15 protein-coding genes are annotated in these 24,469 nt (G+C 73.4%); 13 read left to right on the forward strand and 2 right to left on the reverse strand.

What is annotated here, in order from left to right; translation table 11 throughout:
- Positions 1–190 precede the first annotated feature (190 nt).
- The 6 genes from ACRAKF_RS15760 to ACRAKF_RS15785 all read left to right on the forward strand — a co-directional run bounded on the left by ACRAKF_RS15760 (position 191) and on the right by ACRAKF_RS15785 (position 11,489).
- Positions 191–3,697: an FHA domain-containing protein gene (locus ACRAKF_RS15760; protein ID WP_447037789.1), complete on the forward strand. Its 3,507-nt coding sequence runs from the start codon at positions 191–193 to the stop codon at positions 3,695–3,697.
- Between the two features lie 144 nt (positions 3,698–3,841).
- Positions 3,842–5,230 (forward strand): ABC transporter substrate-binding protein, encoded by a 1,389-nt coding sequence (locus ACRAKF_RS15765; RefSeq protein ID WP_447037790.1) that lies wholly within the window; start codon positions 3,842–3,844, stop codon positions 5,228–5,230.
- Positions 5,231–5,300: 70 nt separating this feature from the next.
- Positions 5,301–6,581: a carbohydrate ABC transporter permease gene (locus tag ACRAKF_RS15770; RefSeq protein WP_447041996.1), complete on the forward strand. Its 1,281-nt coding sequence runs from the start codon at positions 5,301–5,303 to the stop codon at positions 6,579–6,581.
- Positions 6,578–7,459, forward strand: coding sequence for a carbohydrate ABC transporter permease (locus ACRAKF_RS15775; RefSeq protein ID WP_447037791.1), 882 nt, complete (start codon positions 6,578–6,580; stop codon positions 7,457–7,459). Before ACRAKF_RS15770 ends, ACRAKF_RS15775 begins: the two co-directional genes overlap by 4 nt.
- Positions 7,460–7,566: 107 nt before the next feature.
- Positions 7,567–8,637 carry a hypothetical protein gene (locus ACRAKF_RS15780; protein WP_447037792.1) on the forward strand — a complete coding sequence of 357 codons (1,071 nt, stop codon included), beginning with the start codon at positions 7,567–7,569 and terminating at the stop codon, positions 8,635–8,637.
- Positions 8,634–11,489, forward strand: a complete 2,856-nt coding sequence (locus tag ACRAKF_RS15785; RefSeq protein WP_447037794.1) for a stealth conserved region 3 domain-containing protein — start codon at positions 8,634–8,636, stop codon at positions 11,487–11,489. Before ACRAKF_RS15780 ends, ACRAKF_RS15785 begins: the two co-directional genes overlap by 4 nt.
- Here the strand turns inward: ACRAKF_RS15785 and ACRAKF_RS15790 are convergent.
- A complete protein-coding gene (locus tag ACRAKF_RS15790; protein WP_447037796.1) occupies positions 11,473–13,596 on the reverse strand; it encodes a bifunctional glycosyltransferase/CDP-glycerol:glycerophosphate glycerophosphotransferase in 2,124 nt (707 codons plus the stop codon). The genes ACRAKF_RS15785 and ACRAKF_RS15790 overlap by 17 nt on opposite strands.
- A gap of 148 nt (positions 13,597–13,744) precedes the next feature.
- On the opposite strand from ACRAKF_RS15790, the gene ACRAKF_RS15795 reads away from it, so the two are divergent.
- The 4 genes from ACRAKF_RS15795 (at position 13,745) to galE (ending at position 21,569) form a co-directional block, all read left to right on the forward strand.
- Positions 13,745–17,212, forward strand: a complete 3,468-nt coding sequence (locus ACRAKF_RS15795) for a bifunctional glycosyltransferase/CDP-glycerol:glycerophosphate glycerophosphotransferase (protein WP_447037797.1) — start codon at positions 13,745–13,747, stop codon at positions 17,210–17,212.
- Positions 17,209–18,720 (forward strand): hypothetical protein, encoded by a 1,512-nt coding sequence (locus ACRAKF_RS15800; RefSeq protein ID WP_447037798.1) that lies wholly within the window; start codon positions 17,209–17,211, stop codon positions 18,718–18,720. The genes ACRAKF_RS15795 and ACRAKF_RS15800 overlap by 4 nt, the downstream gene beginning before the upstream one ends.
- Positions 18,721–18,916: 196 nt before the next feature.
- Positions 18,917–20,494, forward strand: coding sequence for a glycosyltransferase family 2 protein (locus tag ACRAKF_RS15805; RefSeq protein WP_447041997.1), 1,578 nt, complete (start codon positions 18,917–18,919; stop codon positions 20,492–20,494).
- Positions 20,495–20,579: 85 nt separating this feature from the next.
- Complete coding sequence (galE, locus tag ACRAKF_RS15810) at positions 20,580–21,569, forward strand: UDP-glucose 4-epimerase GalE (RefSeq protein WP_447037799.1); 990 nt, start codon at positions 20,580–20,582, stop codon at positions 21,567–21,569.
- A 671-nt stretch (positions 21,570–22,240) separates the two neighbouring features.
- Here the strand turns inward: galE and ACRAKF_RS15815 are convergent.
- Positions 22,241–22,717, reverse strand: coding sequence for an ATP-binding protein (locus ACRAKF_RS15815; protein ID WP_447037800.1), 477 nt, complete (start codon positions 22,715–22,717; stop codon positions 22,241–22,243).
- 184 nt (positions 22,718–22,901) lie between these two features.
- Here ACRAKF_RS15815 and ACRAKF_RS15820 point away from each other — a divergent pair, with 184 nt between their 5' ends.
- From ACRAKF_RS15820 to ACRAKF_RS15830, 3 genes are all read left to right on the forward strand, one after another.
- Entirely contained in the window at positions 22,902–23,750 is an 849-nt protein-coding gene (locus ACRAKF_RS15820) for a helix-turn-helix domain-containing protein (RefSeq protein WP_447037801.1), read from the forward strand.
- Positions 23,751–23,768: 18 nt separating this feature from the next.
- Entirely contained in the window at positions 23,769–23,981 is a 213-nt protein-coding gene (locus ACRAKF_RS15825; RefSeq protein WP_447037803.1) for a DUF397 domain-containing protein, read from the forward strand.
- 92 nt (positions 23,982–24,073) lie between these two features.
- Positions 24,074–24,469 (forward strand): protein-tyrosine phosphatase family protein, encoded by a 396-nt coding sequence (locus ACRAKF_RS15830; protein ID WP_447041999.1) that lies wholly within the window; start codon positions 24,074–24,076, stop codon positions 24,467–24,469.

Here is a 24,469-nt window from a genome sequence, read left to right on the forward strand (position 1 = left end):
CGGTCCAAGCAGGCACTTTTCCGAGCAGAGCCGACCATTCAAGATCACAAACGTGTGGCCGCCGGGCGTGTTGTCAGTGGCAGGTGACAGGATGCCCCCAGTACTGGCCGACGTGCCCGTGTGCGGTGGGGGGAATCACAGCGCGAGCCCCCGTGCCGGGCGCCCAGCGCAGAAGGGACCGCTGACGGCGATGCAGATCCGGCTGACCGTCCTCGGGCCGCGCAGCGGCCAGACCGAGCAGCAAGGCCGCCCCACGGCGGCGACCGGGGCGCAGGGCGCCTGCGACGTCCTGGTCACCGCGCCCGCGGGGACCGCGCTCGCCGCGGTGGCCTCGGGCCTCGCCACGGCCGTCGCGGGCGCCGAGACCCCCCTCGTGCTGTACGCGGGCCCCGAGCGCCTCGACGGCCAGCGGTGCACGCTCGGCGAGCCTCCCCTGATCGACGGCGCGGTGCTCTCCCTGGGCGCCCCCGGCGAGCCGGGACCCGAGCTGGCCGAGGCCGCGGCCCAGCTACACGTGGTGGCGGGCCCCGACGCCGGCGGTGTCCATCTGCTGCACGGCGGCCAGATCCGCGTCGGCCGGTCGGCGGAGGCGGACGTCCCGCTGGACGACCCCGACGTCTCCCGGCTGCACTGCGCGGTCACCCTCACCGCGGACGGCCGCGTCACCGTCGCGGACCTCGGCTCGACGAACGGCACATCGGTGGACGGCAGGGAGGTCACCGACCGCCCCGTGCCGGTCTCCCCCGGCTCCCTGCTCCGGATCGGCGAGTCGGCGCTGCGCCTCGCGGACGGCGCCCTCGGCCCGGCCGCCGGGACGGGCGTGGCCCCCACGACGGCCCCCGACGGCGAGGGGCACGTGCGCGTGCGGCCGCCCGAGCACCCGCAGCCCGCCTTCCGGGCGCCGTCCCGGACCCCGGAGGGCGCCAGCCACCACGCGTACGGCTCGGCGAGCTGGGGAGCCGCCGGCGACGGTGGCGCGGCCATGGGGGCGCACGACGGACCGGGGCAGCCCGGCACCCACCAGCCATACGGCCCCCCGGAGCCGTACGGAAGCGGTGCGTACGGCCCGGCGGGGCAGGACCCGGCCGCCGTGCCGGCGCAGGGCGGCATGCCCGGCGCCGACCGTTCCCGTACGGGGACACCCCCGCGCGGGACGACGGTGCCGCGCTCCCTGCGCAGGCGCGGCGGCCTCTCCGCCTGGGCCCGGCGTCTGACCGGGGCCAGGGACGGCGAGCAGGACCGGACCGACGCCGCGGCCGCCGGCAGGTATGAACAGCGTCTGTACGAGGACGGGGGCTACGACGGCTTCGCCGACGAGGAGTACGCCGCGGTTGCCGAGCCCACCCCGGAGGAGCTCGCGGTGGCCGCCGCCGCCCGGACCCCGGAGTCCTGGCCCGATCCCGCGGCCCTGCTGCTCACGGCGCTCGGCCCGGGCCCCCGCCTCTGGGAGCGCGGCCCCGGCCACCCGGAGGCCCTGGCGGTGCGGCTCGGCACGGTCGACCGGATCGGCCCCGGCGACCGGGGGCCGCTGCCCGCCGTGCCCGTCACGGTCAGCCTGCGCGAGGCGGGCGCGCTCGGCCTCGCCGGGCCCCGCGAGCGGCTGAGCGGCCTGGCCAGGGCCGTCGTCGCACAGCTCGGCGCGCTGCACTCCCCCGACACCCTGGAGATCGTGCTGATCAGCACGGACCGGGGCCGCCCCACCGCGCGGCGCACCGCCGAGTGGGCCTGGCTCGGTTGGCTCCCCCATCTGCGCCCCACGCACGGCCAGGACTGCCGGCTCCTCCTCGCCTACGACCGCGAGCAGGCCGCGGCCCGCACGGACGAGCTCCTGCGCCGCCTCGACGACCGCCTCGCCGACGAGGCCGGGGCCGGGGTGGAGGACGGGGCCGGTGCGGGGGCGCCCGAATCGCTCACGGTCGTCATCGTCGACGGCGACCCGGGAGCCGCCGGGCTGCGGGAGGCCACCACCCGCCTCGCCGGGGAGGGCGCCCGCGCCGGGATACACGTGGTCTGCCTCGCCGAGACCGAGGCCGCCTCGCCCGCGTCACCGGTCCTGGAGACGTACGAGGCGGCCTGCGCGGTCTCACCGGCCTTTCGCGCGTGCGGAGCCGTGGCGCTCCTCAGCGGGGACGTGGCGACCGCGCTGCGGCTGATGCGGACGGTGGGCGGCAGCCCCGCGGGGCACGGCACCGTCGCCGCGGTGGACGCGGTGTCGGCCGCCTGGGCCGAGCGGTTCGCGAGGGCCCTGGCGCCGCTGCGCTCGGACGGCACTCCCGGCGAGGGGCACACGCGCGTGTCCGCGCCCCTGCCCCAGGCCGCGCGGCTCCTCGACGAGCTGGGGCTCGCACGGGCCACACCCGCCTCGCTGATGGCGCGCTGGGCGGCGGCCGCCGACGATCCCGAGGCGCTCGGCGGCCGTGCCCTCGCGGTGCTCGGGGCGGGGCCGCGCGGCCCCGTCGTCGCCGACCTCGCCGCCGACGGGCCGCATCTGCTCGCCGAGGGCCCGCCGGGCAGCGGGCGCACCGAGCTGCTGCGCTCGCTCGCCGCGTCCCTCGCCGCCGCCGAGCGGCCCGACCGGCTCGGCATCGTCCTCGTCGACGGACGGGACAGCGGCGGCTCGGGCGGGACCGCCGGACGGCAGGGCGCGGGCCTCGGGGTCTGCACCGACCTGCCGCACGTCACGACGCATGTGGTGGCCAACGACCCCGTACGGATGCGGGAGTTCGCCCAGTCCCTCGCCGCCGAGCTGAAGCGGCGCTCGGAGCTCCTCGGCAGGCTCGGCTTCGCCGAGTGGCACACGCAGCGGGAGGTGTCGGGGCGGATGGTGGCCCAGCGGTCGCAGTCGTCCTCCGGCACCGGAGCCTTCAGGACGTCCGCGGCCAGGGTGTCCGGTGCGGCCAACGGCTCGGGGCCGACCGGGACCGCTGGGACCTCCGGGACCGCTGGGGTGCCGGGCGCGTACGACGCCTCCGGCTCGGCGGGCCCGGCCGGGGCTTCCGCGGCGCCCGGCGCCGGGGCTCCCGGAGCGCCCGCCGACGCCTCGCCCGGCGCGCAGTCGCCGTCCGGCACGGCCGACGCCCCCTCCGTACCGCCCCAGATGACCGGCGGCGAGATAGACACACCGCCCAGTGCCACGATGCGGCTGCGGCCCGCCGCCGCGCAGCGGCGTGTGGAGCCGGGGCCGCCGCTGCCCCGGCTGGTCGTGCTCGTCGACGACTTCGACGCGCTGCTCTCGCCCGCCCTGGGTTCGCCCGGGCGGCCCGCGGCCGGGTCCGTCGTCCGCGCGCTGGAGGCCGTGGCACGCGACGGGGAGCGGCTCGGGGTGCATCTCGTGGCGTCCACCGGCCGCAGCGAGCGGATGCCGGAGACCGAGCTCGGACAGCGGGCCTCGTTGCGCGTGGCCCTCGACGCGGTGACCGCGGGTCCCGAAGAGCCGGCCCCCGGGCGGGGTGAGCTGCGCTCCCCGGACGGCCGGGCCACGCCCTTCCAGGCGGGGCGGGTCACGGGACGCATTCCCCGTACGGCGACGCTGCGGCCCACGGTCGTGCCGCTGGAGTGGGAGCGGATGGGCGATCCGCCGGCCAGGCGGCCCGTGCGCGAGCTGGGCAACGGCCCCACCGACCTCGCCCTGCTCGCGAGCGCCCTGGAGCGCGCCGCGCGTTCCGTATCGGCGGAGCAGGTGCCGTCCTTACTGTGAGAAGGACCGCCTCTCCTGGCATGACGCCACGTCACAACGCCATCACGATCAACGAGTTGACAGCGCAGGCCATCTTGCCGCCCCTCCCCGCGCGGGCGTAGACAGACCGCGACGGGACTCGCCAGGGAAGAGAACGGGGCAGTAATGCGCAGCACTCTTCGTACACGCAGGGCTTCGCAACATCGGCGTACCACCGCCAGGATCGCCGCGGCCGTCGTCGCGGGCGCCCTCGCGCTGACCGTCACCGCGTGCGGTGGCGACGACAAGGGCGACGACGGGGACAAGAGCGGGGACAAGGACACCGGCACGGCGCTGAAACTGCCGAAGCTGGACGGGGAGAACGTCTCCGTGGCAGCCGTGTGGGGCGGCACGGAACGCAAGGTCTTCCTCAAGGTCCTCGACGAGTTCGAGAAGAGGACGGGCGCCAACGTCTCCTTCGTGCCCGCGCAGGACCCCATCATCAGCTTCCTGGAGTCCAAGGTGGCGGGCGGGCAGCCGCCGGACGTCGCGATGCTGCCGCAGGTCGGCGCGATCGAGCAGGCCGTGGCGAACAAGTGGGCCAAGCCGGTCGGACCCGAGGCGCAGAAGCAACTGGAGAAGAACTACGCGAAGGGCTGGCAGGACCTCGGCGCGGTCGACGGCAAGCAGTACGGCGTGTACTTCAAGGCCGCCAACAAGTCGCTCGTCTGGTACAACACGAAGGTCTTCGAGAACGCGGGCGTCAGCGTGCCCAAGACCTGGGACGACTTCATGAAGACGGCCCAGATGATCTACGACTCGGGTGTGCCGCCGGTATCGGTGGCGGGCGCCGACGCGTGGACCCTCACCGACTGGTTCGAGAACATCTACCTCTCGCAGGCGGGCCCCGAGAAGTACGACCAGCTCGCCCAGCACGAGATCAAGTGGACGGACCCGTCGGTCAAGGACGCGCTGACCACACTGGGTGAGCTGTTCGGCAAGAAGGGCTTCGTCGCGGGCGGTGCGACCGGTGCGCTGCAGACCGAGTTCCCGGCGTCCGTGAAGCAGACCTTCAAGAGCGGCGACCAGCCCGACGCGGGCATGGTCTTCGAGGGCGACATGGTCTCGCTGGCGATCTCGGAGACCAAGGCGAAGGTGGGGACGGACGCCAAGGTGTTCCCCTTCCCCGCGGTCGGCGACGAGTCGCCCGCCGTGGTCGCCGGTGACGCGGCCGTGGCGCTGAAGGACAGCAAGGGCGCGCAGGCGCTGCTCACGTTCCTGGCCTCGCCCGAGTCGGCGAAGATCTGGGCCGAGGCGGGCGGTTTCCTCTCGCCGAACAAGAGCCTGGACACGGCGGCGTACCCGAACGACGTGCAGCGCAACATCGCCGAGAACCTGATCGCGGCCGGTGACGACATCCGCTTCGACATGTCCGACCAGACCCCGCAGGCCTTCGGCGGCACGCCGGGCAAGGGCGAGTGGAAGGCGCTTCAGGACTTCCTGAAGGACCCGAAGGACGTCGCGGGCACCCAGAAGGTCCTGGAGACCGCCGCCGCCAAGGCCTACAAGGACTGACGCGGTGACGACCGCGAAGGCCGGTGGCGGCCCCGAGGTGGCGCCACCGGCCCCGACCCCGCGCAAGAGCGTGACCGGCACCCGCAAGTCGATGGCACTGCTGTTCCTGCTGCCGGCCCTGGTGCTGCTCGGCGCGCTCGTCCTCTACCCCATCGGGTACTCGCTGTTCCGCAGTTTCTTCGACGACTCGGGCGACTTCACGGCGTTCGACAACTACGAGACGCTGTTCACGGACGACAGCATCCGGACCGCCATCAAGAACAACGCGATCTGGGTGGTCGTGGCGCCCACCGTCGCGACCGCGCTCGGCCTGATCTTCGCCGTGTTGACCGAACGGGTGCGCTGGGGCACGGCGTTCAAGCTCGTCATCTTCATGCCGATGGCGATCTCCATGCTCGCGGCGGGCATCATCTTCCGGCTCGTGTACGAGTCGGACCCCGACCGGGGCGTCGCCAACGCGGTGGCGGTGAGCGTGCACGACACGTTCGCCGAGTCGTCGGCGTTCCCCCAGGCGCACCCCAGCATGAAGTCGCCCATGAAGAACGCCGACGGCGGCGCCTTCATCACCCGCGAGCCGGTACGGGCGGGCACCCCGGTGGTGCTTCCGCTGGTCGGCGTGGCCCCGGGGACCATGCCGGACGGCGCGCAGCCGGCGAAGGCCGCGCAGGCCGACCCCGACCAGGTCACCGGGACGGCCTGGCAGGACTTCACGCGCGGCAAGGGCCGGGGGGAGATCAACGCCCCCGACACCGCCGAACTCGGCTACGCCGGCATCACGATCGAGGCGGTCAAGAACGGCGAGGTCGTCGCCTCCACCGAGGCGAACGCCGACGGCACGTTCGCCCTGCCCAAGGCGGCGGACGGGGCGCAACTGCGCTATCCGGCGGCCAACTTCCGCGAGCCGTACAACGGCATCGAGTGGCTCGGCCCGACGCTGATCACGCCCTCGATCATCGGCTCCTACCTGTGGATGTGGGCGGGCTTCGCGATGGTGTTGATCGCGGCGGGCCTGGCGAGCGTGCCGCGTGAACTCCTGGAGGCGGCACGCGTGGACGGCGCCAACGAGTGGCAGGTGTTCCGCCGGGTGACGGTGCCGCTGCTCGCCCCGGTCCTCGCCGTGGTGCTGGTCACGCTCATGATCAACGTACTGAAGATCTTCGACCTGGTCTTCGTGATCCCGCCGGGCTCCTCGAAGGACGAGGCGAACGTGCTGGCGGTGCAGCTCTACAACTCGGCGTTCCTCGACAAGGACTCGGGGGTGGCGAGCGCCATCGCGATGCTGCTGTTCCTCCTGGTCATCCCGGTGATGCTGTTCAACATCCGGCGTATGCGGCGGGAGGCCAGGCGATGACCGCCCAGACCGAGACAGTCAAGGCCAAGCAGTCCCTGGGCGGGCGCGTGGCGTCCGTTCTGGGCAGCACGGCGCTGCGGGTGTTCCTGGTGCTCGTGGGCCTCTTCTGGCTGGTGCCGACGTTCGGCCTGCTGATCGGCTCGTTCCGCACGCCGTCGGACATGAGCGAGAGCGGCTGGTGGAAGGTGTTCTCCGCGCCGTCGAAGATGACGCTGGAGAACTACAGCAACCTCCTCAAGGACGAGACGATCACCGACTCGATCCTGTCCAGCGTCATGATCACCGTTCCGGCGACGCTGCTCGTGGTGATCATCGGCTCGCTCGCCGGCTACGCCTTCGCGTGGATGGAGTTCCCGGGCCGTGACTGGTGGTTCCTCGGGGTCGTCAGTCTGCTCGTGGTGCCCGTGCAGGTGGCGCTGGTGCCGATCGCCGACCTCTTCGGCAAGGTCGGCATCTTCGAGACCACGGTCGGCGTCATCACCTTCCATGTGGCGTTCGGTCTGCCGTTCGCGATCTTCCTCCTGCGGAACTTCTTCGCGGAGATCCCGCGCGAGCTCCTGGAGGCGGCGCGTCTGGACGGCGCGGGGGAACTGCGGCTGTTCTTCCGGGTCGTGATGCCGCTGGGGGCGCCGGCGATCGCCTCGCTCGGCATCTTCCAGTTCCTCTGGGTCTGGAACGACATGCTGATCGCGCTGATCTTCGCCGACTCCAAGAACCCGCCGATCACGGTCGCGCTCCAGCAGCAGGTGCGGTTCTTCGGCGACAACGTCCAGGTCCTGGCGCCCGGCGCGTTCATCTCGATGGTGATCCCGCTGGCCGTGTTCTTCGCCTTCCAGCGGCAGTTCGTGTCCGGTGTGATGGCGGGCGCGGTGAAGTAGTCACCGCGGCGGGACATTCGTCCGAACGGAGCCTTGCTGTTCCTCTTTTCCTACAACACGCCCGGTGAGCGAGGGGGCGACCGGCAGGCGCGGGGCAAAGTGGGCAAATGCACCGCATTGGGTTCACGCCCCCGCGCCTCCCGGGTCCCTCGCGCCTCCCGGGTCCCTCGCGCCTCCCGGGTCCCTCGCGCCTCCCCGGGTCTCCGCCGCCGCTCGGGCGCCGGCTGCGCGCCGCCACGCGCGGCACGCGGTTCCGTCTTGAGCGGGCCGCCGCCGGGCGGACGCGCGGCCGGTCCCTGCGGCCCGAGCCCCTGCTCACGCCCGTGCACCTCTCGCTCCGGGACAGCAGGACGCTCAACCTCGCCCTCGACGCGTCGGCCGCCGAGTCCACGGACCGCGCGCGGCTGCTCATCACCCGCGGCCCGCGCAGGCTCGCCGTCCCCCTCGCCCATGAACCGGACACCGCGGGCACGCCGCTGCTCACCGCCACGGTCACCCTGCGGGACATGCGGGACGGGGTGTGGCGGCTGGCCGTCGAGACGCGGGGCGCCGACGGCCGCGTACGCCGCAGGGGCCTTGCGCCCGCCGGTGACGCCGCCCCCCTCGCCACGCCGACCCTGCCGCACGCCCCCGACCCGCTGACCGGCACCCTCGTGCGGATCGTCAGATGCCGCGGCGGGCGGGCCGCGCTCCAGGCCACGCGGTCGCTGCCGCGCGCGGAACTGGTGCGGTTCGAGCCGCGCGGGGACGGGATCACCGTGCGCGGACGGCTGGTGGGCGCGGCGCCCGCGGAGCGGTACGGGCAGGCCGTGCGGCGCAGGGACAAGGTGGCCGTCCCCGTCGACGTGGAGTGGTCGGGCGCGGAGTTCACGCTGCGGGTGCCGCTCGCCGCGATGACCGGGGCCGGGGCGGGCCAGTGGGTGTGGGACTTCCACGTGGGCGGTCTGCCGCTCGGGCGCTGGCTGTCCGACGTGCGGGACCCCTCCGCGGCCTGCCCCACGCCCTTCCGCGTCTTCGCGCTGCCGGACGGGGCGCTGGTGCGGGCGCACGCCCACTTCACCGGGACCGGCGCCTTCGCGGTGACGTGCTGGGACATCACCGACCTCACGCGGGAGCAGGCGGAGCGCCCCCGCACGCCGCGGACCACCACCCGGGAGCGCACCAAGGAGACCTCATGAAGATCACGTACCTGCTCGGCTGGGGCGACGAGATGGGCGGCACCGAGCTCGCCACGTACACCCAGGCCACGCACCTCGCCGAGCGCCCGGACGTCGAGGTCGAGGTCATCTCGGTCTTCCGCACCCGCGACGAGCCGTTCTTCGCCGAGGCGCGCGCCCTGCCCGTCCGCTACCTCGTGGACCGCACGCTCACCCCGGAGCGCCCGGTGCGCGACTCGCGGCTCGACGACGGAGCGTGCCGCACGCTGGCCGCGCTCCCCAGCGAGCTGATCAGGCCCGCCTGGGAGGACGCCTTCGACCGGCTCTCGGACATCGAGATGGCCGACGCCTTCGCGGGCCTGGACACCGACGTCCTGGTCACCACCACGCCCGCGCTGCTCGCCGCCGCCGTGACGCTCGTCCCCGCGCGGGTCGTCACCGTCCACCAGGAACACCGCCCCACCCAGCGGCGCGGCACCTCCGGCGAGCCGCTGCTCCTGCACGCGCCGCGCCTGGACGCCCTCGTCACGCTGACCGGCCGCACCCGGGACTGGATCGCGGAGTCCCTCGGGCCCACCGCGCCCGAGCTCGCCGTCATCCCGAACGCCGTGCCGGACGGCTTCAGGCCGCGCGCCGACGGCGAGGGCAAGGTCATCGTGATGGCGGCGCGGCTGACCGGCGAGAAGCGCGTCGACCACGCCGTGCGGGCCTTCGCCGAGGTCGCCGACGCGCACCCGGAGTGGACCCTGCGGATCTTCGGCGGCGGCCACCGCGAGCAGCATCTGCGGCGCCTGGTCGACGGCTTCGGCCTGCACGACCGCGTCGAACTGCTCGGCCCCTGCCAGGACATGGCCGCCGAGTGGGCGAAGGCCGGGCTCAGCCTGATGACCGCGGGGCACAACGAGGCGTTCCCGCTGGTCCTCCTGGAGGCGCTGGCCGCCGGGGTGCCGGTGGTCGCGTACGACGTGCTGACCGGGCCCGCGGAGATCGTGCGGCACCGCGTCGACGGGCTCCTGGTGCCGCCGGGGCAGATCACCGAGCTGGCCGTGGCCATGGACGAGCTGATGGGCGACGCGGCGAAGCGGCGCGCCTACGCCCGTGCCGCGCGCGAGGGCGTCTACGCCCGCTTCTCCTCGGCCGCGGTCACCGCCCGCTGGGAGGAGCTGTACCGGCGGCTCGTGGCGGGGCGCGGCCGTCCCGAGCGGCTGCGGGAGCGCGCCGACCGCGTGGCGCTCGGCGTCGCGTCCGGCGGCTGCGGGTTCCGGCCCACGGCCCCGCACACCTTCGACGCCGCGGCGGCGGCCGGCGAACACTCCCGCGAGGACGAGATCATCGCCGCGGACACCACGGGCCGCGTCATCCGCTCGGTGGGCCGCCTCGCCGAACGCCGCGACGACGTCCTCGCCCCCCGCATGGCGGACCTGAACCTCGAACTCACCGCGGACGCCCTCGCCTCGCACGACGTCCCCTACATCAAGGTCCGCACCACCGACGGCACGGCCCACACCCTTGCCGTGGCCGCCGAACACCGGGACCAGGCGCTCAAGGCCCTGGCCGGGGCGCTCGCCGGGCAGCCCGTCTACGCCGAGCTGGTCAACCCGCGCGACGCGGCGCCGGGCGCGGTCCTCGCCGAACGCCTCGACGCCATCGGCGAGGTGGCGGGCGTCCGGGTCTTCAAGCCGGTGACGACGACCACGCTGTCACTGCGGCACGGCACGGCCCAGGCCTGCACGGTGGCGTTCTGGCCGCGGACGGAGGGCGGCCCGCTGGGCACGGAGGGCTTCCGGGCGCCGTTCGGCGCGACCCTCGCCGGGGCGGAGCTGCCCTCGCTCACGCCGACGGCGACCCTGCGCGTGGCGGAGCGCGACCACCCCACCGTGGACGTGTTCACCGAACTCCTCGTCAAGGACATCGACTTCCCCATCGACGCCGTCTACACCTGGGTCGACGACTCCGACCCCGAGTGGCGGGCCCTGCGCGACGCGGCGCGGGGCGGGGCGGGGGAGACCGCGGACGACGGCGCGGTGCGCTTCCGCAACCGCGACGAGCTGCGGTACTCGCTGCGCTCCCTCGCGATGTACGCGCCGTGGATCCGCCACGTCCACCTCGTCACGGCGGGCCAGCGCCCCGACTGGCTCGACGAGGACCATCCGGGCCTGACGGTCGTGGACCACCGCGACCTGTTCGCCGACCCCGGGGCGTGCCTGCCGACCTTCAACTCGCACTCCATCGAGTCCCAGCTCCACCGCATCGAGGGCCTGTCGGAGCACTTCCTCTACTTCAACGACGACATGTTCCTCGGCCGCCCCACCAACCCCGACACGTTCTTCCACAGCAACGGCCTCACCCGTTTCTTCTGGTCGTCGGCGTCCGTGCCCGACCTGCCGGTCTCCGCGGACGACGAGGGCTATCTGGGGGCGGCGAAGAACAACCGCGAACTGCTGCGCCGCGCGTTCGGCAGGACGACGACGCACAGCTTCTTCCACGTGCCGTACGCGCTGCGCCGCAGCATCCTCGCGGAGATCGCCGAGCGGTTCCCCGACGAGTGGCGGGCCACGTCCCGCAGCCGCTTCCGCTCGACCGCCGACCTCTCCGTCGTCTCGTCCCTGCACCACCATTACGCGTACCTCACCGGGCGGGCCGTGCCCGGCGGCATCTCGTACGACTTCGTGGACATCGGGGACCGCAAGGACCACGCCCGGCTCGGGCGGCTGCTGCAGAACCGGGACCGGACGGCGTTCTGCATCGGCGAGTCGCACGACAGCGGCATGGCGGACGAGGAGATGGCGCTCGCCGTCCGGTCCTTCCTGACGGCGTACTTCCCGGTGCGCTCGCCCTACGAACGGCCGGGAGCCGTCACGGACGCGCCGTGAGGAACAGTTCGCGGACCACCCGCTCGGCGGCTCCCCCGTCGTCGTAGGGACAGAAGCGGGCCCGGAAGGCGGTCCGCAGCGCCGCCGCCTCCGGGGAGTCCCAGCTCCCGTCCCTGAACAGGTCCACCAGGGCGTCCTCGGTGGTGGCCGTCGCGCCGGGGGTCTCGCCGGGGCGCCCGGAGAGCACGTCGAAGTAGGTGCCGCGGGCCAGGCGGTAGGCCTGCCAGTCCGGGGCGTACGTCACGATCGGGCGGTCCAGGCAGGCGTAGTCGAACATCAGCGAGGAGTAGTCCGTGACGAGGGCGTCGGCGGCCAGGCAGAGGTCCTCCACGCGCGCGTGGCCGGTGACGTCGACGAGCTGCGGGTGCCGGTCGAGCCCGGCGGCGGCGCCGTAGAAGTAGTGGGCGCGCACGAGCACGACGTACGAGGGTCCGAGCCGCTCGGCGAAGCGCGCGAGGTCCAGGCGGGGCTGGAAGCCCTTCTGGTAGTCGCGGTGGGTGGGCGCGTAGAGCAGCACGGTCCGCCCGTCGCCGACGCCGAGCCCGGCGCGGACGCGGGCGATCTCCTCGTCGCCCGTCGTGAAGTACACGTCGTTGCGGGGGTAGCCCGCTTCGAGGGGCCGGTAGGCGGCGGAGGGGTAGACCCGCTCCCAGACCTCCGTGGAGTGCGGGTTGGCGGAGAGGCTGAGGTCCCACTGGTCGGTGTGGTCCAGGACCTTCTGGAAGCTGATGCCGTGCGTGCCCGCGGGGTAGCGCCGCTGGTCCAGGCCCATCGTCTTCAGCGGCGTGCCGTGGTGGGTCTGGAGGTAGACCTGGCCCGGGCGCTTGGTGAAGCCGCCGGGGAAGCTGGAGTTGTTGACGAGGTACGTCGCCCTCGCCATCGCCTCCCAGTAGCCGCGGGAGCCCTCGATGACGTACTCCACGCCCGCGGGCACCTTGTGCTTGTTGCGGCTGGAGACCACCCACACGCCCCGGATGTGCGGGGCGAGTTCACGGGCCTTGGCGTGGATGGCGGCCGGGTTGCAGGAGACCCCGCGGTTCCAGTAGGCCCCGTAGACCGCGAGGTGGGGGTCGAGGGAGCGGTGCAGGTCGGCGCGGTAGACGGCGCGCATGGCGAGGGCGCGCAGCTTCTTCTTGCGCTGCTTGAGCTCCCTGGTGAGGCGCAGCCGCCGGGTGCCGGCCTCGCGGAGGCCCGCGTACGCGGCGTAGGAGCCGGCGGCGAGCGCCTTCTCCTCGGGGCTCCGGGGCCCTTGAGGCTCTGGAGGTTCTTGAGTCTCCTGGGGCTCTTGGACCGCGTACGTCCGGTACACCCGCGCCGCCTCGCGGAAGAAGTCCCGCCGGTCGGCCGCGCGGATGCGCCCCGGGTCGTCGAGGACGGCGACGAGGTGCGCGGCGGCGTGCGGCAGGAGCCGGGCGCGGTCGGCGGGACCCGCGGCGTCGAGCAGCTCCTCGTACCGCTCGACGACGGCGAAGTGCTGCCCGCCCGGCGTCTTGGAGAAGCTGCCGCCGCGCCGCTCGCGCCAGCGCACGCACGGCCGGTCGAGGACGGCGACGCGGCCCCCGGCCCGCAGGGTCGCGGTGTGGACGGGCACCACGTCCTCGTAGGGCCCTTCGGAGAACGCGAGCTTCTGCTCGTGCCAGAAGGCGCGCCGGAAGAGGCGGTTCCAGGCGGCCGGGGTGTGGGCCAGCGGGTCGCCGGTGAGGCGGTCGCCGCCGGGGCGCACGTGTTCCCACCAGTCGACGCGGTCGTGCGCGAAGAGCAGGACGTCCGGCTCGCCGTGCTCGGCGGCGGCGCTGTGCAGGGCGTCGAGGGCGCCCGGCAGGAGCAGGTCGTCGCCGTCGAGGAAGAGCAGGTGTTCGCCGGTGGCGCGCCCGGCGCCGATGTTGCGGGCGGCGCCCGGCCCCAACCGCTCGGCCAGCCGCACGAGTTGCAGGCGCGGATCGCGCTCCGCATACTCCCCGGCGATCGCCGCACAGGCGTCCGGCGAGGCGTCGTCGACGACGATCAGCTCGACGTCGGAGAAGGACTGTCCGAGCACGGAGTCGAGGCATCCCCGCAGGTAGCCCTGGACACGGTGGGCGGGGACGACGACCGAGAAGCGCGACATGACCACTGACCGTAGCCAGCCGGACACCGCCTGTCGAAGACCTGGCGTCACTCGTCCGGGTGGAAGGCGGCGAAGTGGCTGACCAGCGCGAGCGAGTAGCGGGCAAAGGGGATAAATATGCCCGTACTCTTACGAAAGGCCGGTCGCCGTGCAGCCCCGTCTCAGCGTCGTCGTGCCCATCTACAACGTCGAGGAGTTCCTGGAGGAGTGCCTTGAGTCGATCGCCGGGCAGACCATCGACGGCCGCCTCGAATGCATCCTCGTCGACGACGGCTCGACGGACGGCAGCCCGCGCATCGCCCGCGAGTTCGCCGCGAAGGACCCCCGCTTCGTCTACGTCCGCCAGCGCAACGCCGGGCTGAGCGCCGCCCGCAACACCGGCGTGCGCGAGGCGTCCGCCACCGCGGAGTTCCTCACCTTCGTCGACAGCGACGACGTCGTGCCGCACGACGCGTACAAGCGGATGATCGCGAGCCTCGACGCCACGGGGTCCGACTTCGCCGCCGGCAACGTCTGGCGGCTCACCGAGCGCGGACGCTCCCAGGCCTGGCAGTACAAGTGGCTGACCGAGCCGCGCACCCGTACGCACATCACGCGCGACCTGGACCTCCTCGCGGACCGCGTGGCCTGGAACAAGGTCTTCCGGCGCTCCTTCTGGGACCGCCACCGCCTCGCCTTCCCCGAGGGCAAGCTCTACGAGGACACCCCCGTGATGATCCCGGCGCACTTCCTCGCCGGGTCCGTGGACGTGCTCAGCGACCACGTCTACTACTGGCGAGTGCGCGAGGGCTCCATCACCCGGCGGCGCACCGACGTCAAGGGCGTGCGCGACCGCATCGCCGCGTGCGCGCACGTCAGCGGCTTCCTCGCCACGCACGCGCCCCGGCTGAAGAAGACGTACGACGCGTCCTGCCTGCGCGACGACTTCGTGTACTTCCTGGAGGGGCTGCCGATGGGCGGCCCCGAGTACCGCGCCGCCTTCATGACGGACACGGCCGCCTTCCTGCGCCGCGCCGACCCGTCCGTCCTCGCGGGGCTCCCCGTCGACCTGCGCGTCAAGTGGCACCTCGTACGGGAGACGCGCACCGCCGAACTCATCGACCTGCTCACCTTCGAGCGGGCCAACGGCACCGCCTTCCACGTGCGCGGCACGGTGCGGCGCCGCGCCGTCCTGCCGGGCGTCGGCCGTATCCCGGAGAAGCTGGTGCGGCTCGGCAGGAACGAGCTGCCGGTGGTGGCCCGCGTCGGCGAGACCCGGTGGGGCGACGACGGCAAGCTGCGCATCAGCGGCTACGCCTACGTGCGCAACCTGGAGGCCACGCGGCCAGGTCACTCCGTCAAGACGGGCCTGCTCAGATCGACGGGCGGCAGGCGGCAGCTCCGCAGGGTGGCGACCCGGACCGTCACCGCGCCGCAGGCCACCGAGCAGTCACGGCAGCAACTGCACTGCTACGACCTCTCCGGCTTCGAGATGACCGTCGACCCCGAGCAGCTCAAGACCGGTGGGTGCTGGCGGCCCGGCAACTGGCTGCTCGGCGTGGTCGTCGCGGGCCACGGCTCGGTGCGGCGCGCGGCCGTCCGCGCCGCCGACGGGCCCGCCGCGCAGAACCTGGTGCGCGAACTCGGCGACGGGCTGCGCCTGGCCGTCGGCTACAGCAAGGGGCGTCTCGTGCTGCGCGTCCAGGAGTACGCGGCGCGCGTGGACGCCCACCGGCTCGACGGGGACGACGTGGTCCTGAGCGGCAGCCTGCCCGGCGATCCGCGCCCCACGTCGCTGCGCCTCACCCACAAGCACTCCGGGGCCCACTTCGACTACCCCCTGGACCTCACGGGGAGCCGCTTCGAGGTCCGCGTACGCCTCGCGGACCTGACGGGGGTGGCACCCGTGCCGCACCGCGCGCCCAAGGAGGTCGAACCGCCGCACGGCGACCGCTGGCAGGCCAACCTCGTGCTGCCCGACGGCACCCTGAAGTCCCTCGCCGCCACGCTCGGCCTGGCGCCGGGACGCTACCCCGCGGGCCCCGGCCGGGACCTGTGCGCCACCGCCAACGACCAGGGCGCCCTGGTCGTCGAGCTGACCCGGCAGCCGGTCGCCGACCGCGTCGAGTGGGGCGCGGACGGCACGCTGACCGTCGAGGGCGTGGCCACGGCCGCCTGCTGGCCCGAGGCCGAACTCGTCCTGCGGCACAGCGGCCGCGACGAGGAGCTGACGGTCCCCGCCGAGCGCACCGGCGACCGCTTCCGCGCGGTGCTCGCGCCGGGCGGCGGGGCGCTGCGTGAGGGGCGGTGGTACGCGTTCCTGCGGGAGACGGGCTCTTCCGGCCCCGGGGCGGCGGCTCACGTCCGCGACGGGATGCCCGTGCGGCTGCTCGCCTCCGTCTCCGCGGGGATGCCCCTGCACCAGGCCGTCCAGGGGCGGGACTTCGCCGCCGACCGGCGGTTCGGTGACCGGCTGCTCGTCGAGGCGGGGTCCGTGCTCGCACGCTCCGAACGCGGCGCGTACCGGCAGCACAGGCTCCGCACCGCCCACTACCCGAGCTGCCGCGAACGGCCCCTGACCGACGCCGTCCTGTACCTCGACGGGGACTCCCCGCGCGCCGTCCACGAGGAGCTGGTGCGGCGCGGCGCCGACGTCAGGCACCTCTGGGTCACGCACGACCAGCAGACCCGCGTCCCCGCCGGCGCCGAGGGCGTGGAGGAGCACAGCGCCGCCTGGTACGAGGCGCTGGCCCGCAGCCGCCGCATCGTCACCTCGGGCCATCTGCCGGACTTCTTCGAGCGCCGCGAGGGCCAGACCGTCGTACAGACCTGGAACGGCGCCCCGCTCAAGCGCATCGGCACCGACCTCACCGACACGCTCTACGCCGACCACGGCCACCTCGACGCCCTGCCGAGGCTGTCCCGCCAGTGGGACGTCCTCGTCTCGCCCAACCGCTTCTCCACCCCGCATCTGGGCCGCGCCCTCGCCTACGACGGCGAGGTGCTCGAAGCGGGCTCGCCCCGCAACGACGTGCTGTTCGGCGACGACCGCGGCAAGGTCGCCGACCGGGTCCGCCGCGAGCTCGGCATCCTGCCGGACAAGCGGGTCGTGCTCTACGCGCCGACGTACCGGGACCACCTCGCGTACCGCCCCGGCCGGTTCCGCTACGAGCCCGCGCTCGACTTCGGCGCGGCCGAGTCCGCGCTCGGCGACGACCACGTCCTGCTCGTCCGCAAGCACCCGCTGACGGCGGGCCGGCTGCCGGGCGCCCGGCCGCCCTTCGTGCACGACGTGTCGGCGCACCCGAGGGCCGCGGAACTCCTGCTGATCGCGGACGTCCTGGTCACGGACTACTCCTCCCTGATGTTCGACTTCGCGCACACCGGGCGCCCGATGCTCTTCCACGCGTACGACCTGGAGCACTACCGCGACACCGTGCGCGGCTTCTACCTCGACTTCGAGACCAGCGCGCCGGGGCCGCTGCTCACCTCCACCGGCGAGGTCGTCGAGGCACTGAGCGACCTGGACGCCATCGCGGCCCGGCACGCCGAGGCGTACGCGGCGTTCCGCGAGGCCTACTGCGACCTCGACGACGGCGGTGCGGCGGCCCGCGTGGCGGAGAGGCTCATGCGGTGACCGGCACGCTCGTCACCCGCAGGACCCCCCACGGCTCCACGGCGCTGCACGGCGGCCGCCGGTGGCGCCCCTCCCCGTACGCCGTCTTCGGCGGTCTCTTCTGGCTGGTGATGTCGCTGGCCTTCTGGCGGGTCCCGATGTGCTGCGACTTCGGGCAGCACGCCGCGGTGGTCGAGCGCCTCAAGGACGACCTCCTGCACCCCGCCCACCCGATGGCGGACCTGCCGGGCGAGGGCAGCCCGTACTACTCGCCGTACGCGGTGGCCCAGGGCCTGTTCGCCGAGCTGACGGGAACGGCGGGCCGGCAGGTCGTGAAGCTGAGCGGCCCGGTCAACCTGCTCGTCCTCCTGACCGGCATCGGCCGCTTCGTGCGCGTCCTCACCCCCCGCCCCTGGGCGCCGGTCCTCGCGCTGGCCGCGATGGTGCTGCTCTGGGGCACGCGGATGGCGTGGTGGAGCGGCTACCTGGGCCTGATGTCGATGACGGGCAACCTCGGCTACCCGTCGACGTTCGCGATCGGCCTCGCCTTCTGGGCCTGGGCGTGGGCGGGCACACTGGCCCGGAAGCCACGCCACAAGCCCTGGCCGTACGTGGGGCTGGGCGCCCTGTGCGGACTGATCCTGCTCATCCACCCGATCTCCTCGGTGGCGGCGGTGATCGGCGTGGCCGCGTTCGCGGCCCCAGCGGTGAATCTCCGCTGGGCGGTGACCGCGCTGACGGCGGTGGCGGTCGCCTCGACGTGGCCGTACTACAGCGTGTTCTCCCTGGTCGGTGACGAGTCCGTCGACTGGATCCACCGCCAGCTCTACACCGATATGCCGCAGCGCTTCTGGCTCGCGCTGCTCGGCCTCCCCGCCCTGTGGCTGCGCTTCCGCAGGGACCGGCGCGATCCGCTGGTACTGATGTTCGCCATGGAGTGCCTGGTCGTCGCGTACGGCTGGTTCAGCGGCCACTACACCTACGGGCGCATCCTCGGCCTCACGCTGGTACCGCTTCAGTTCGCCCTCGCCATCGAGCTCGCGGCGCCGCGCCCCTGGGGGTGGCGGCGCGGGGCGCTCGCCGGAGCGGCGGCGCTCGGGGCGGGCGTCGGGTTCCTCCAGATCCAGGCCGGTGCGGTCGTGCCGCGCGCGCTCGACCCCATCGGTTTCGACCAGCCGCCGCGCTGGCCGGACTACGGCTGGGCGGTCGGCCACATGCACCACGGCGACGTCGTCCTGACCGACGGCTACCGGCCCACGCGGTCCGTCCCCGGCTACGGGGCCAACCTCGTCGCGCCCGCCTGGCCGGACGCCTCACTCGACGAGCGGGTGCGCGGCCACCGCCTCGACGCCGTGCGCGCCTACCTGGCCCCCGGCTCCACCCGCGCGGAGCGGGCCGCGATCGTACGCAAGTACGACGTGCGGTGGCTGCTCCTGACGCGGGACCAGAAGGTGCCGCCGGAGGCGGTGGTCGTGGACTGGAGCAGGGGAACGGGCGAGGTGCTGGCGAGGGTCGGCGGGCGGGGGTAGTGGGGACGGGGGGATTCATCACGCCCGTATCGGGTACGGGTACGCGGAAGCCACGAATGCTCACCTAATAGGATAATTACCAATACCCACTAAAATCCCCACCGTGGACCGCACCCTGTCTCAGCCACTTGCCCAGAACAGCCCGTCCCACAACCCCCACACCGCGCACGCCCCCCACACGCAGGTCTCCGTCGTCGTGATCGGCTACAACGACGCGGCACACATCACCCACGCGGTGCGTTCCGCGCTCGCCCAGGGCCCGGTGGTCGGCGAGGTGATCGCCGTCGACGACTGCTCGACGGACGGCAGCGGTGAGCTCCTTGCCGCCCTCGCCGAGCGCGACAGCCGCGTACGGGTGATCCGCCGCGCCACCAACAGCGGCGGCTGCGGCACCCCCCGCAACGACGGCATCGACGCCGCGGCCTGCCCGTACGTGATGTTCCTCGACAGCGACGACGTGCTGCCGCCTGGCGCGGCCGGCGCGCTGCACACCGCGGCACGCGCGCAAGGCGCCGAGGTCAGCGCCGGGCTGTGCGTGCGCCGCGAGCTGCCCTCGGGGCGCGAGGTGCCCTGGCAGCCCGAGCTCTACGCCGAGGCGCGCCTCGTCCCCCGCCCCGATCTGCGCACCCGCCTGGTCCACGACACGCTCTGCGTCGACAAGCTGTACCGCACGGACTTCCTCCGCGAGCACGGCGTCCGCTTCCCCGAAGGCCGCTTCATCTACGAGGATTTCGTCTTCGCCGCGCGCGTGCTCGCCGCGGCCCCGCGCATCGCGCTGATCCCCGACACGGTGTACGTGTGGCACGTGCGCCGCGCCGCCTCCAAGCTCTCCATCTCCCTCGACCGGTCCGGGGTCGCCAACTGGCAGGCCCGCATGGAGGCCCACCGGCGGTCCGTGGAGATCCTGCGGGACGCGCCGGGCGCCGGCGGCAAGCGGCTCGCGCAGGCGGCCCGCGCCAAGTTCATCGACCACGAGCTGCGGATGTACGTCCGCGAACTGACCGCGCGGGGCGCCGAGTACCGGCGCGAGTGGTGGTCCCTCACGCGCGCGTACCTGGCGGCGTTCGACGCCGCCGACCTCGACGCGGCGCCCGCCCCCGGCCGCGTCATCGCGCGCGTCATCCTCGCCTCGGAGCGGCCGCGCGACCTGACGCGCCTGAAGGAGGTGGCGGCGCGCCCGGCCCGGCTCCCGCCGCCGTACCCGAGGGCGGCCGACGCCACGCCCATCTGGGCGGACGACCTCCCCCAGGTCACGTTGGAGCACCTGCTCGCACGCCCGATGCGCCTGCTGCCCCTGGCCGTGGACGGCGAGCTGCGCCCCCGCGCGGGCAGCACCCGGCTGACGCTGCGGCTGCGCGAACTGTACGGGCGGGTGGCGGACGCGGGCCCCGCCACGGTCGACGTCGAGCTGATCGACCGGGAGAGCGGTCTCCCCGGGCAGCGCCGCACGGCCGCGTTCGGCGCGGCCCGCCCCGACGGCACCTGGACCGCCACCGTCCTCCTTGACCTCGGGGCGCTGGAGGGCGGCGTCTGGGATGTCCGGCTGCGGCTGCACTTCGCGGACGGAACGGCACGCGAGGCGACCGCGCGGGCCGTCGCGGGGCCGGGTCTGCTGCGCCGCACGGTGGTCCCGGGCGGACGGCGCGGAATCCTCCTCGTCCAGCCCTACGCCACCCAGGCGGGCAACCTCTCGCTACGGCTCGCCCCGGGCATGCGGGGCGTAGCGGAGGTCGCGAAGCGCCGCCTGACCCGCCTGACCCGCACGGACCGCTGACGCACCCCGTACACGCTCTCTGGAAAACTGCACCCCCAACGAAACAAGCTGACGACTGACGACGACGGGACAGGACAAAACGCCCATGACCTGGCTGATCACCGGCGGTGCCGGATACATCGGAGCGCATGTGGTCCGTGCCATGACGGAGGCGGGCGAGCGGACCGTGGTCTACGACGACCTGTCCACGGGCATCGCGGGCCGTGTCCCCGAGGGAGTACCGCTGGTGGTCGGCTCGGTCCTCGACGGCGACCTGCTGCGGCGCACGTTCGCGGACCACGCGGTGACCGGCGTCGTCCACTTGGCGGGGAAGAAGCAGGTCGCGGAGTCGGTGCAGCGGCCGCTGCACTACTACCACGAGAACGTGGAGGGCCTGCGGGCCCTGCTTGACGCCGCGTGCTCGCCGTCGTCGGGCGTGCGCCACTTCGTCTTCTCCTCCTCCGCCTCGGTGTACGGCATGCCCGACGTCGACCTGGTGACCGAGGAGACGCCGTGCCTGCCGATGAGCCCGTACGGCGAGACGAAGCTGGCCGGCGAGTGGCTGGTGCGCGCCACGGGCCGCGCGCACGGCCTGGCGACGGCTTCGCTGCGGTACTTCAACGTGGCGGGGGCGGCCTCGCCGGAGCTGGCGGACACCGGTGTCTTCAACCTCGTTCCAATGGTCTTCGAGAAGCTCACGGCCGGCGATGCGCCGCGCATCTTCGGAGCGGACTACGCCACGCCCGACGGCACCTGCGTACGGGACTACATCCACGTAGCGGATGTCGCCGAAGCCCACGTGGCGACGGCCCGAGCCCTCGCCTCCTCGGCACCCGGCACCGACCTGACGCTCAACGTCGGCCGGGGCGAGGGCGTGTCCGTCCGCGAGATGACGGACCTGATCAACGAGGTGACCGCCCACGACACCCCACCCACCGTCACGTCCCGCCGCCCCGGCGACCCCGCGAGGGTGGTGGCCTCGGCGAAGCGCATCGAGACAGAACTGGGCTGGGCGGCGAAGCGGGACGTACGGGAGATGGTGACGTCGGCGTGGGAGGGCTGGCAGCGGAGACCCCCGGAGACCGGGCGGGGCTAGGACGGTGCGGGGCCAGGGGCCGCGACGCGGCCACGTCATGCCGCCCACGCCGCACACGCTGACGGCGGGCCAGTGGCGTTGCCCCTGCCCCTGCCCGTGAGGCTCCCCGAGGACATCCGGCCGCCCCTCGGATGCGACACGCAGGGATTGCAGAAAAGTCCCCACCCGCGCCAGAGAAACCGCAAGTCAAAGGCAGGCCCCCAAGCCGGGCAGTGGGACTTTCCTGCATTGCCTGGCCAGCACACCCGCGAACGGCATACCGCCTACGCGCCCGCCGGTCCGCACCCGGCCGCGAGGCCCGGCACCGCCACCGGAGCGCAGCCGCCCCGCCCGGCCGAGGGCCCCCGGCCTCGGCGAGGCTGCGACGAACCAGTCCGCACCCGGCAGCGAAACCCGATGGCCCGAGCGGAGTAGCCGGTCTGCCCCCGCCCGCCATGCCCCTTGGCGTCCGCCCCGGAAGGACCAGTCCGCACCCGGCACCCAACCCGCACTGCCCACCCAACCGTCCCCGTCGCCCCACCCCGTGGCCGCCCGGCCAACAAATCCCCTGCGGTGGAGCCACGGCAGTCAAGGGTGGAGCGCAGCGGAATCGGCGGAGCCGACGCGGAGCGCCCTTTACTGGCGGGGCGGAACCGCCACACTCCGGAGAACCGGGCGGCCCCGGCAAGCAATCAACGCCCCCGGCCCAGCAAGGCTCCGGGGACGCCGAGTTCGACCCACAGCACCTTTCCTCCCCTCCCGAACAGGTCATCCCCCAGCGGGAACCCACCCCACGCATCCGCCCACTCCCGCACCATGCGCAGACCCCGCCCTCCCTCGCCGTCCACCGGCACGGGCCGCAGCGGTACGTGCCGTGCCGGTGGCTTGTCGAAGGGCGGGGGGATGTGCGGGTCGGTGTCCCATACGCCGACCCGTACGCCGCGCCCTCCGTCCAGGCCACGCAGCCGCAACGCCGCGGGGCCCTTCGTGTGGCTGTACGCGTTGGTCACCATCTCCGATGCCAACAGCTCCGCCACGTCCGTCAGTTCCGCCATGCCGTATCCGGCGAGTACGGCCCGCAGGGTCTTACGGGCGACCCGGGGCGCGCGGGGATCGTGGGGCAGGTGAAGCGCGTACGACCAGACCCCGGGCGGGGCTACGGTGACCATGATGCCTCCTTGGTGTTGAGGTACTGAGGGGTTCATCCGCTCTTCCGCGTTGCGGGAACGGGCCGAGCGGGACCCCCTCACCGTAGGGCCGCGAATGGCCTATATTCCATTAACAGGAGGGATTGGAGGCCATAGCCACTCGTGTGAGTGACGCACTGCCTCCAGCCCGCCCGAGGGGAAAGCGATGCCCGACAGCAAGTCGCCCACACTGCGCCAGCAACGGCTCGGCGCGGAGCTGCGGAAACTGCGTGACCGCGCAGGGCTGACGACCGTGAAGGCCGCGGCCCTGCTAGGCGTCAACCAGTCGCGCATCAGCAATATCGAGGCAGGCCGGTACGCCGTGGGGCCCGACCGCGTCCGGATCATCGCCCGCAATTACGCGTGCGCGGACGAAGCGTTGATCAAGGCGCTGGTCGAAATGACCGGAGGACGCACCCGTGGCTGGTGGGAGGAGTACCGGGGGCAGCTCCCGCACGCCGCACTCGACCTCGCCGAACTTGAGCACCACGCCACCGCGATCCGCGTAGGACAGGCCCTGCACATCCCCGGGTTGTTGCAGACGCTCCAGCACGCCCGCGCGCTCTTCAGCGAGGCCGTACCGTCGATGCTGCCCCATGAGGTCGAGCAGCGCGTCGCCTATCGGATCAGGCGCCAAGCGGTGCTCCACCGGGAATCACCGCCGCGCTACACCGCCCTCATCCACGAGGCCGCCCTCCGCATGCAGGTCGGAGGTCCGGCAGTCGCCGCCGAACAGCTGAGACACCTGGCTGAGATGAGCGAGATGGACCACGTCGATGTCCTCGTCGTCCCCTTCGGCAGGGGGGCCTTTCCAGGTTCGGGCGTGGGTTTCGACTACGCCCACGGGCCGATCCCTCAGCTCGATACCGTGCAGCTCGACACCGAACACGGGAGTGAATTCCTCGACGCCGTCGCACAGCTGGAGCGCTACGCAATGGTTCTGGACCGCATCCAGAAGCTCGCTCTCCCCGCCGAAGAATCCCGCGGCCTCATCCTTCGCGCCGCCCGAGCCTGACCTGAGGAGTACCCGTACATGCCCGCGCCGCAAGACCTCACCTGGCAGAAGTCCTCGTACAGCTCCCAGGCCTCCTCCTGCATCTACATAGCCACAGCCGCCACCACCCCCCACCCCCCCGCCCAACCCCCCATCCACCTACGCGAGAGCGACGCCCCCCAGACCATCCTCACCACCACCCCCGCCCCCCTCGCCGCCCTGATCTCCGCCCTCAAAGGAGCCGCCTCGTGACCAGTACCGCCAGTACCGCCAGTACCGCCAGTACCGCCGGCACCGTCGGCACCCCAGCGGCCTGGGAGGCCTCGGCGGGCGGTGTTCTCCGGCTGCCCTCCGGGCGGCTGCTGCGGGGGCGTGGGCTTCGCCGTCCCCTTCCCGACGGGCCCACGCCGCGCTTCGGCGTCTACCTCCTCGGCAAGGAGCCCGCCCCGCTCCCCTGGGAGCACGTCTCGCTGCGTTGGCCGGACTTCCGGCTGCCCAGGGATCACGAGCGCGCCAGGGACGTGTTGCGCGACGCCTGGTCACGGGCGGAGAGCGAGCGCGTCGAGATCGCCTGCGGCGGCGGACGCGGGCGGACCGGGACCGCCCTCGCCTGCATCGCCGTACTGGACGGCGTTCCGGCGGCGGAAGCCGTGGCCTACGTACGCCGGAACTACGACCGGCGCGCGGTGGAGACACCCTGGCAGCGGCGGTACGTGGCCCGGTTCGCGAGCCACGGCTGA

It is taken from the genome of Streptomyces sp. DSM 118878 (assembly GCF_052936595.1).

Bases quoted from the DNA above. Each gene is read 5' to 3' on its own strand.
- ACRAKF_RS15775 (WP_447037791.1), top strand. From the start codon at position 6,578: ATGACCGCCCAGACCGAGACAGTCAAGGCCAAGCAGTCCCTGGGCGGG.
- ACRAKF_RS15790 (WP_447037796.1), bottom strand. From the start codon at position 13,596: ATGTCGCGCTTCTCGGTCGTCGTCCCCGCCCACCGTGTCCAGGGCTAC.
- ACRAKF_RS15825 (WP_447037803.1), top strand. From the start codon at position 23,769: ATGCCCGCGCCGCAAGACCTCACCTGGCAGAAGTCCTCGTACAGCTCC.
- ACRAKF_RS15780 (WP_447037792.1), top strand. From the start codon at position 7,567: ATGCACCGCATTGGGTTCACGCCCCCGCGCCTCCCGGGTCCCTCGCGC.
- ACRAKF_RS15760 (WP_447037789.1), top strand. From the start codon at position 191: ATGCAGATCCGGCTGACCGTCCTCGGGCCGCGCAGCGGCCAGACCGAG.
- ACRAKF_RS15820 (WP_447037801.1), top strand. From the start codon at position 22,902: ATGCCCGACAGCAAGTCGCCCACACTGCGCCAGCAACGGCTCGGCGCG.
- ACRAKF_RS15785 (WP_447037794.1), top strand. From the start codon at position 8,634: ATGAAGATCACGTACCTGCTCGGCTGGGGCGACGAGATGGGCGGCACC.
- ACRAKF_RS15765 (WP_447037790.1), top strand. From the start codon at position 3,842: ATGCGCAGCACTCTTCGTACACGCAGGGCTTCGCAACATCGGCGTACC.
- galE (WP_447037799.1), top strand. From the start codon at position 20,580: ATGACCTGGCTGATCACCGGCGGTGCCGGATACATCGGAGCGCATGTG.
- ACRAKF_RS15815 (WP_447037800.1), bottom strand. From the start codon at position 22,717: ATGGTCACCGTAGCCCCGCCCGGGGTCTGGTCGTACGCGCTTCACCTG.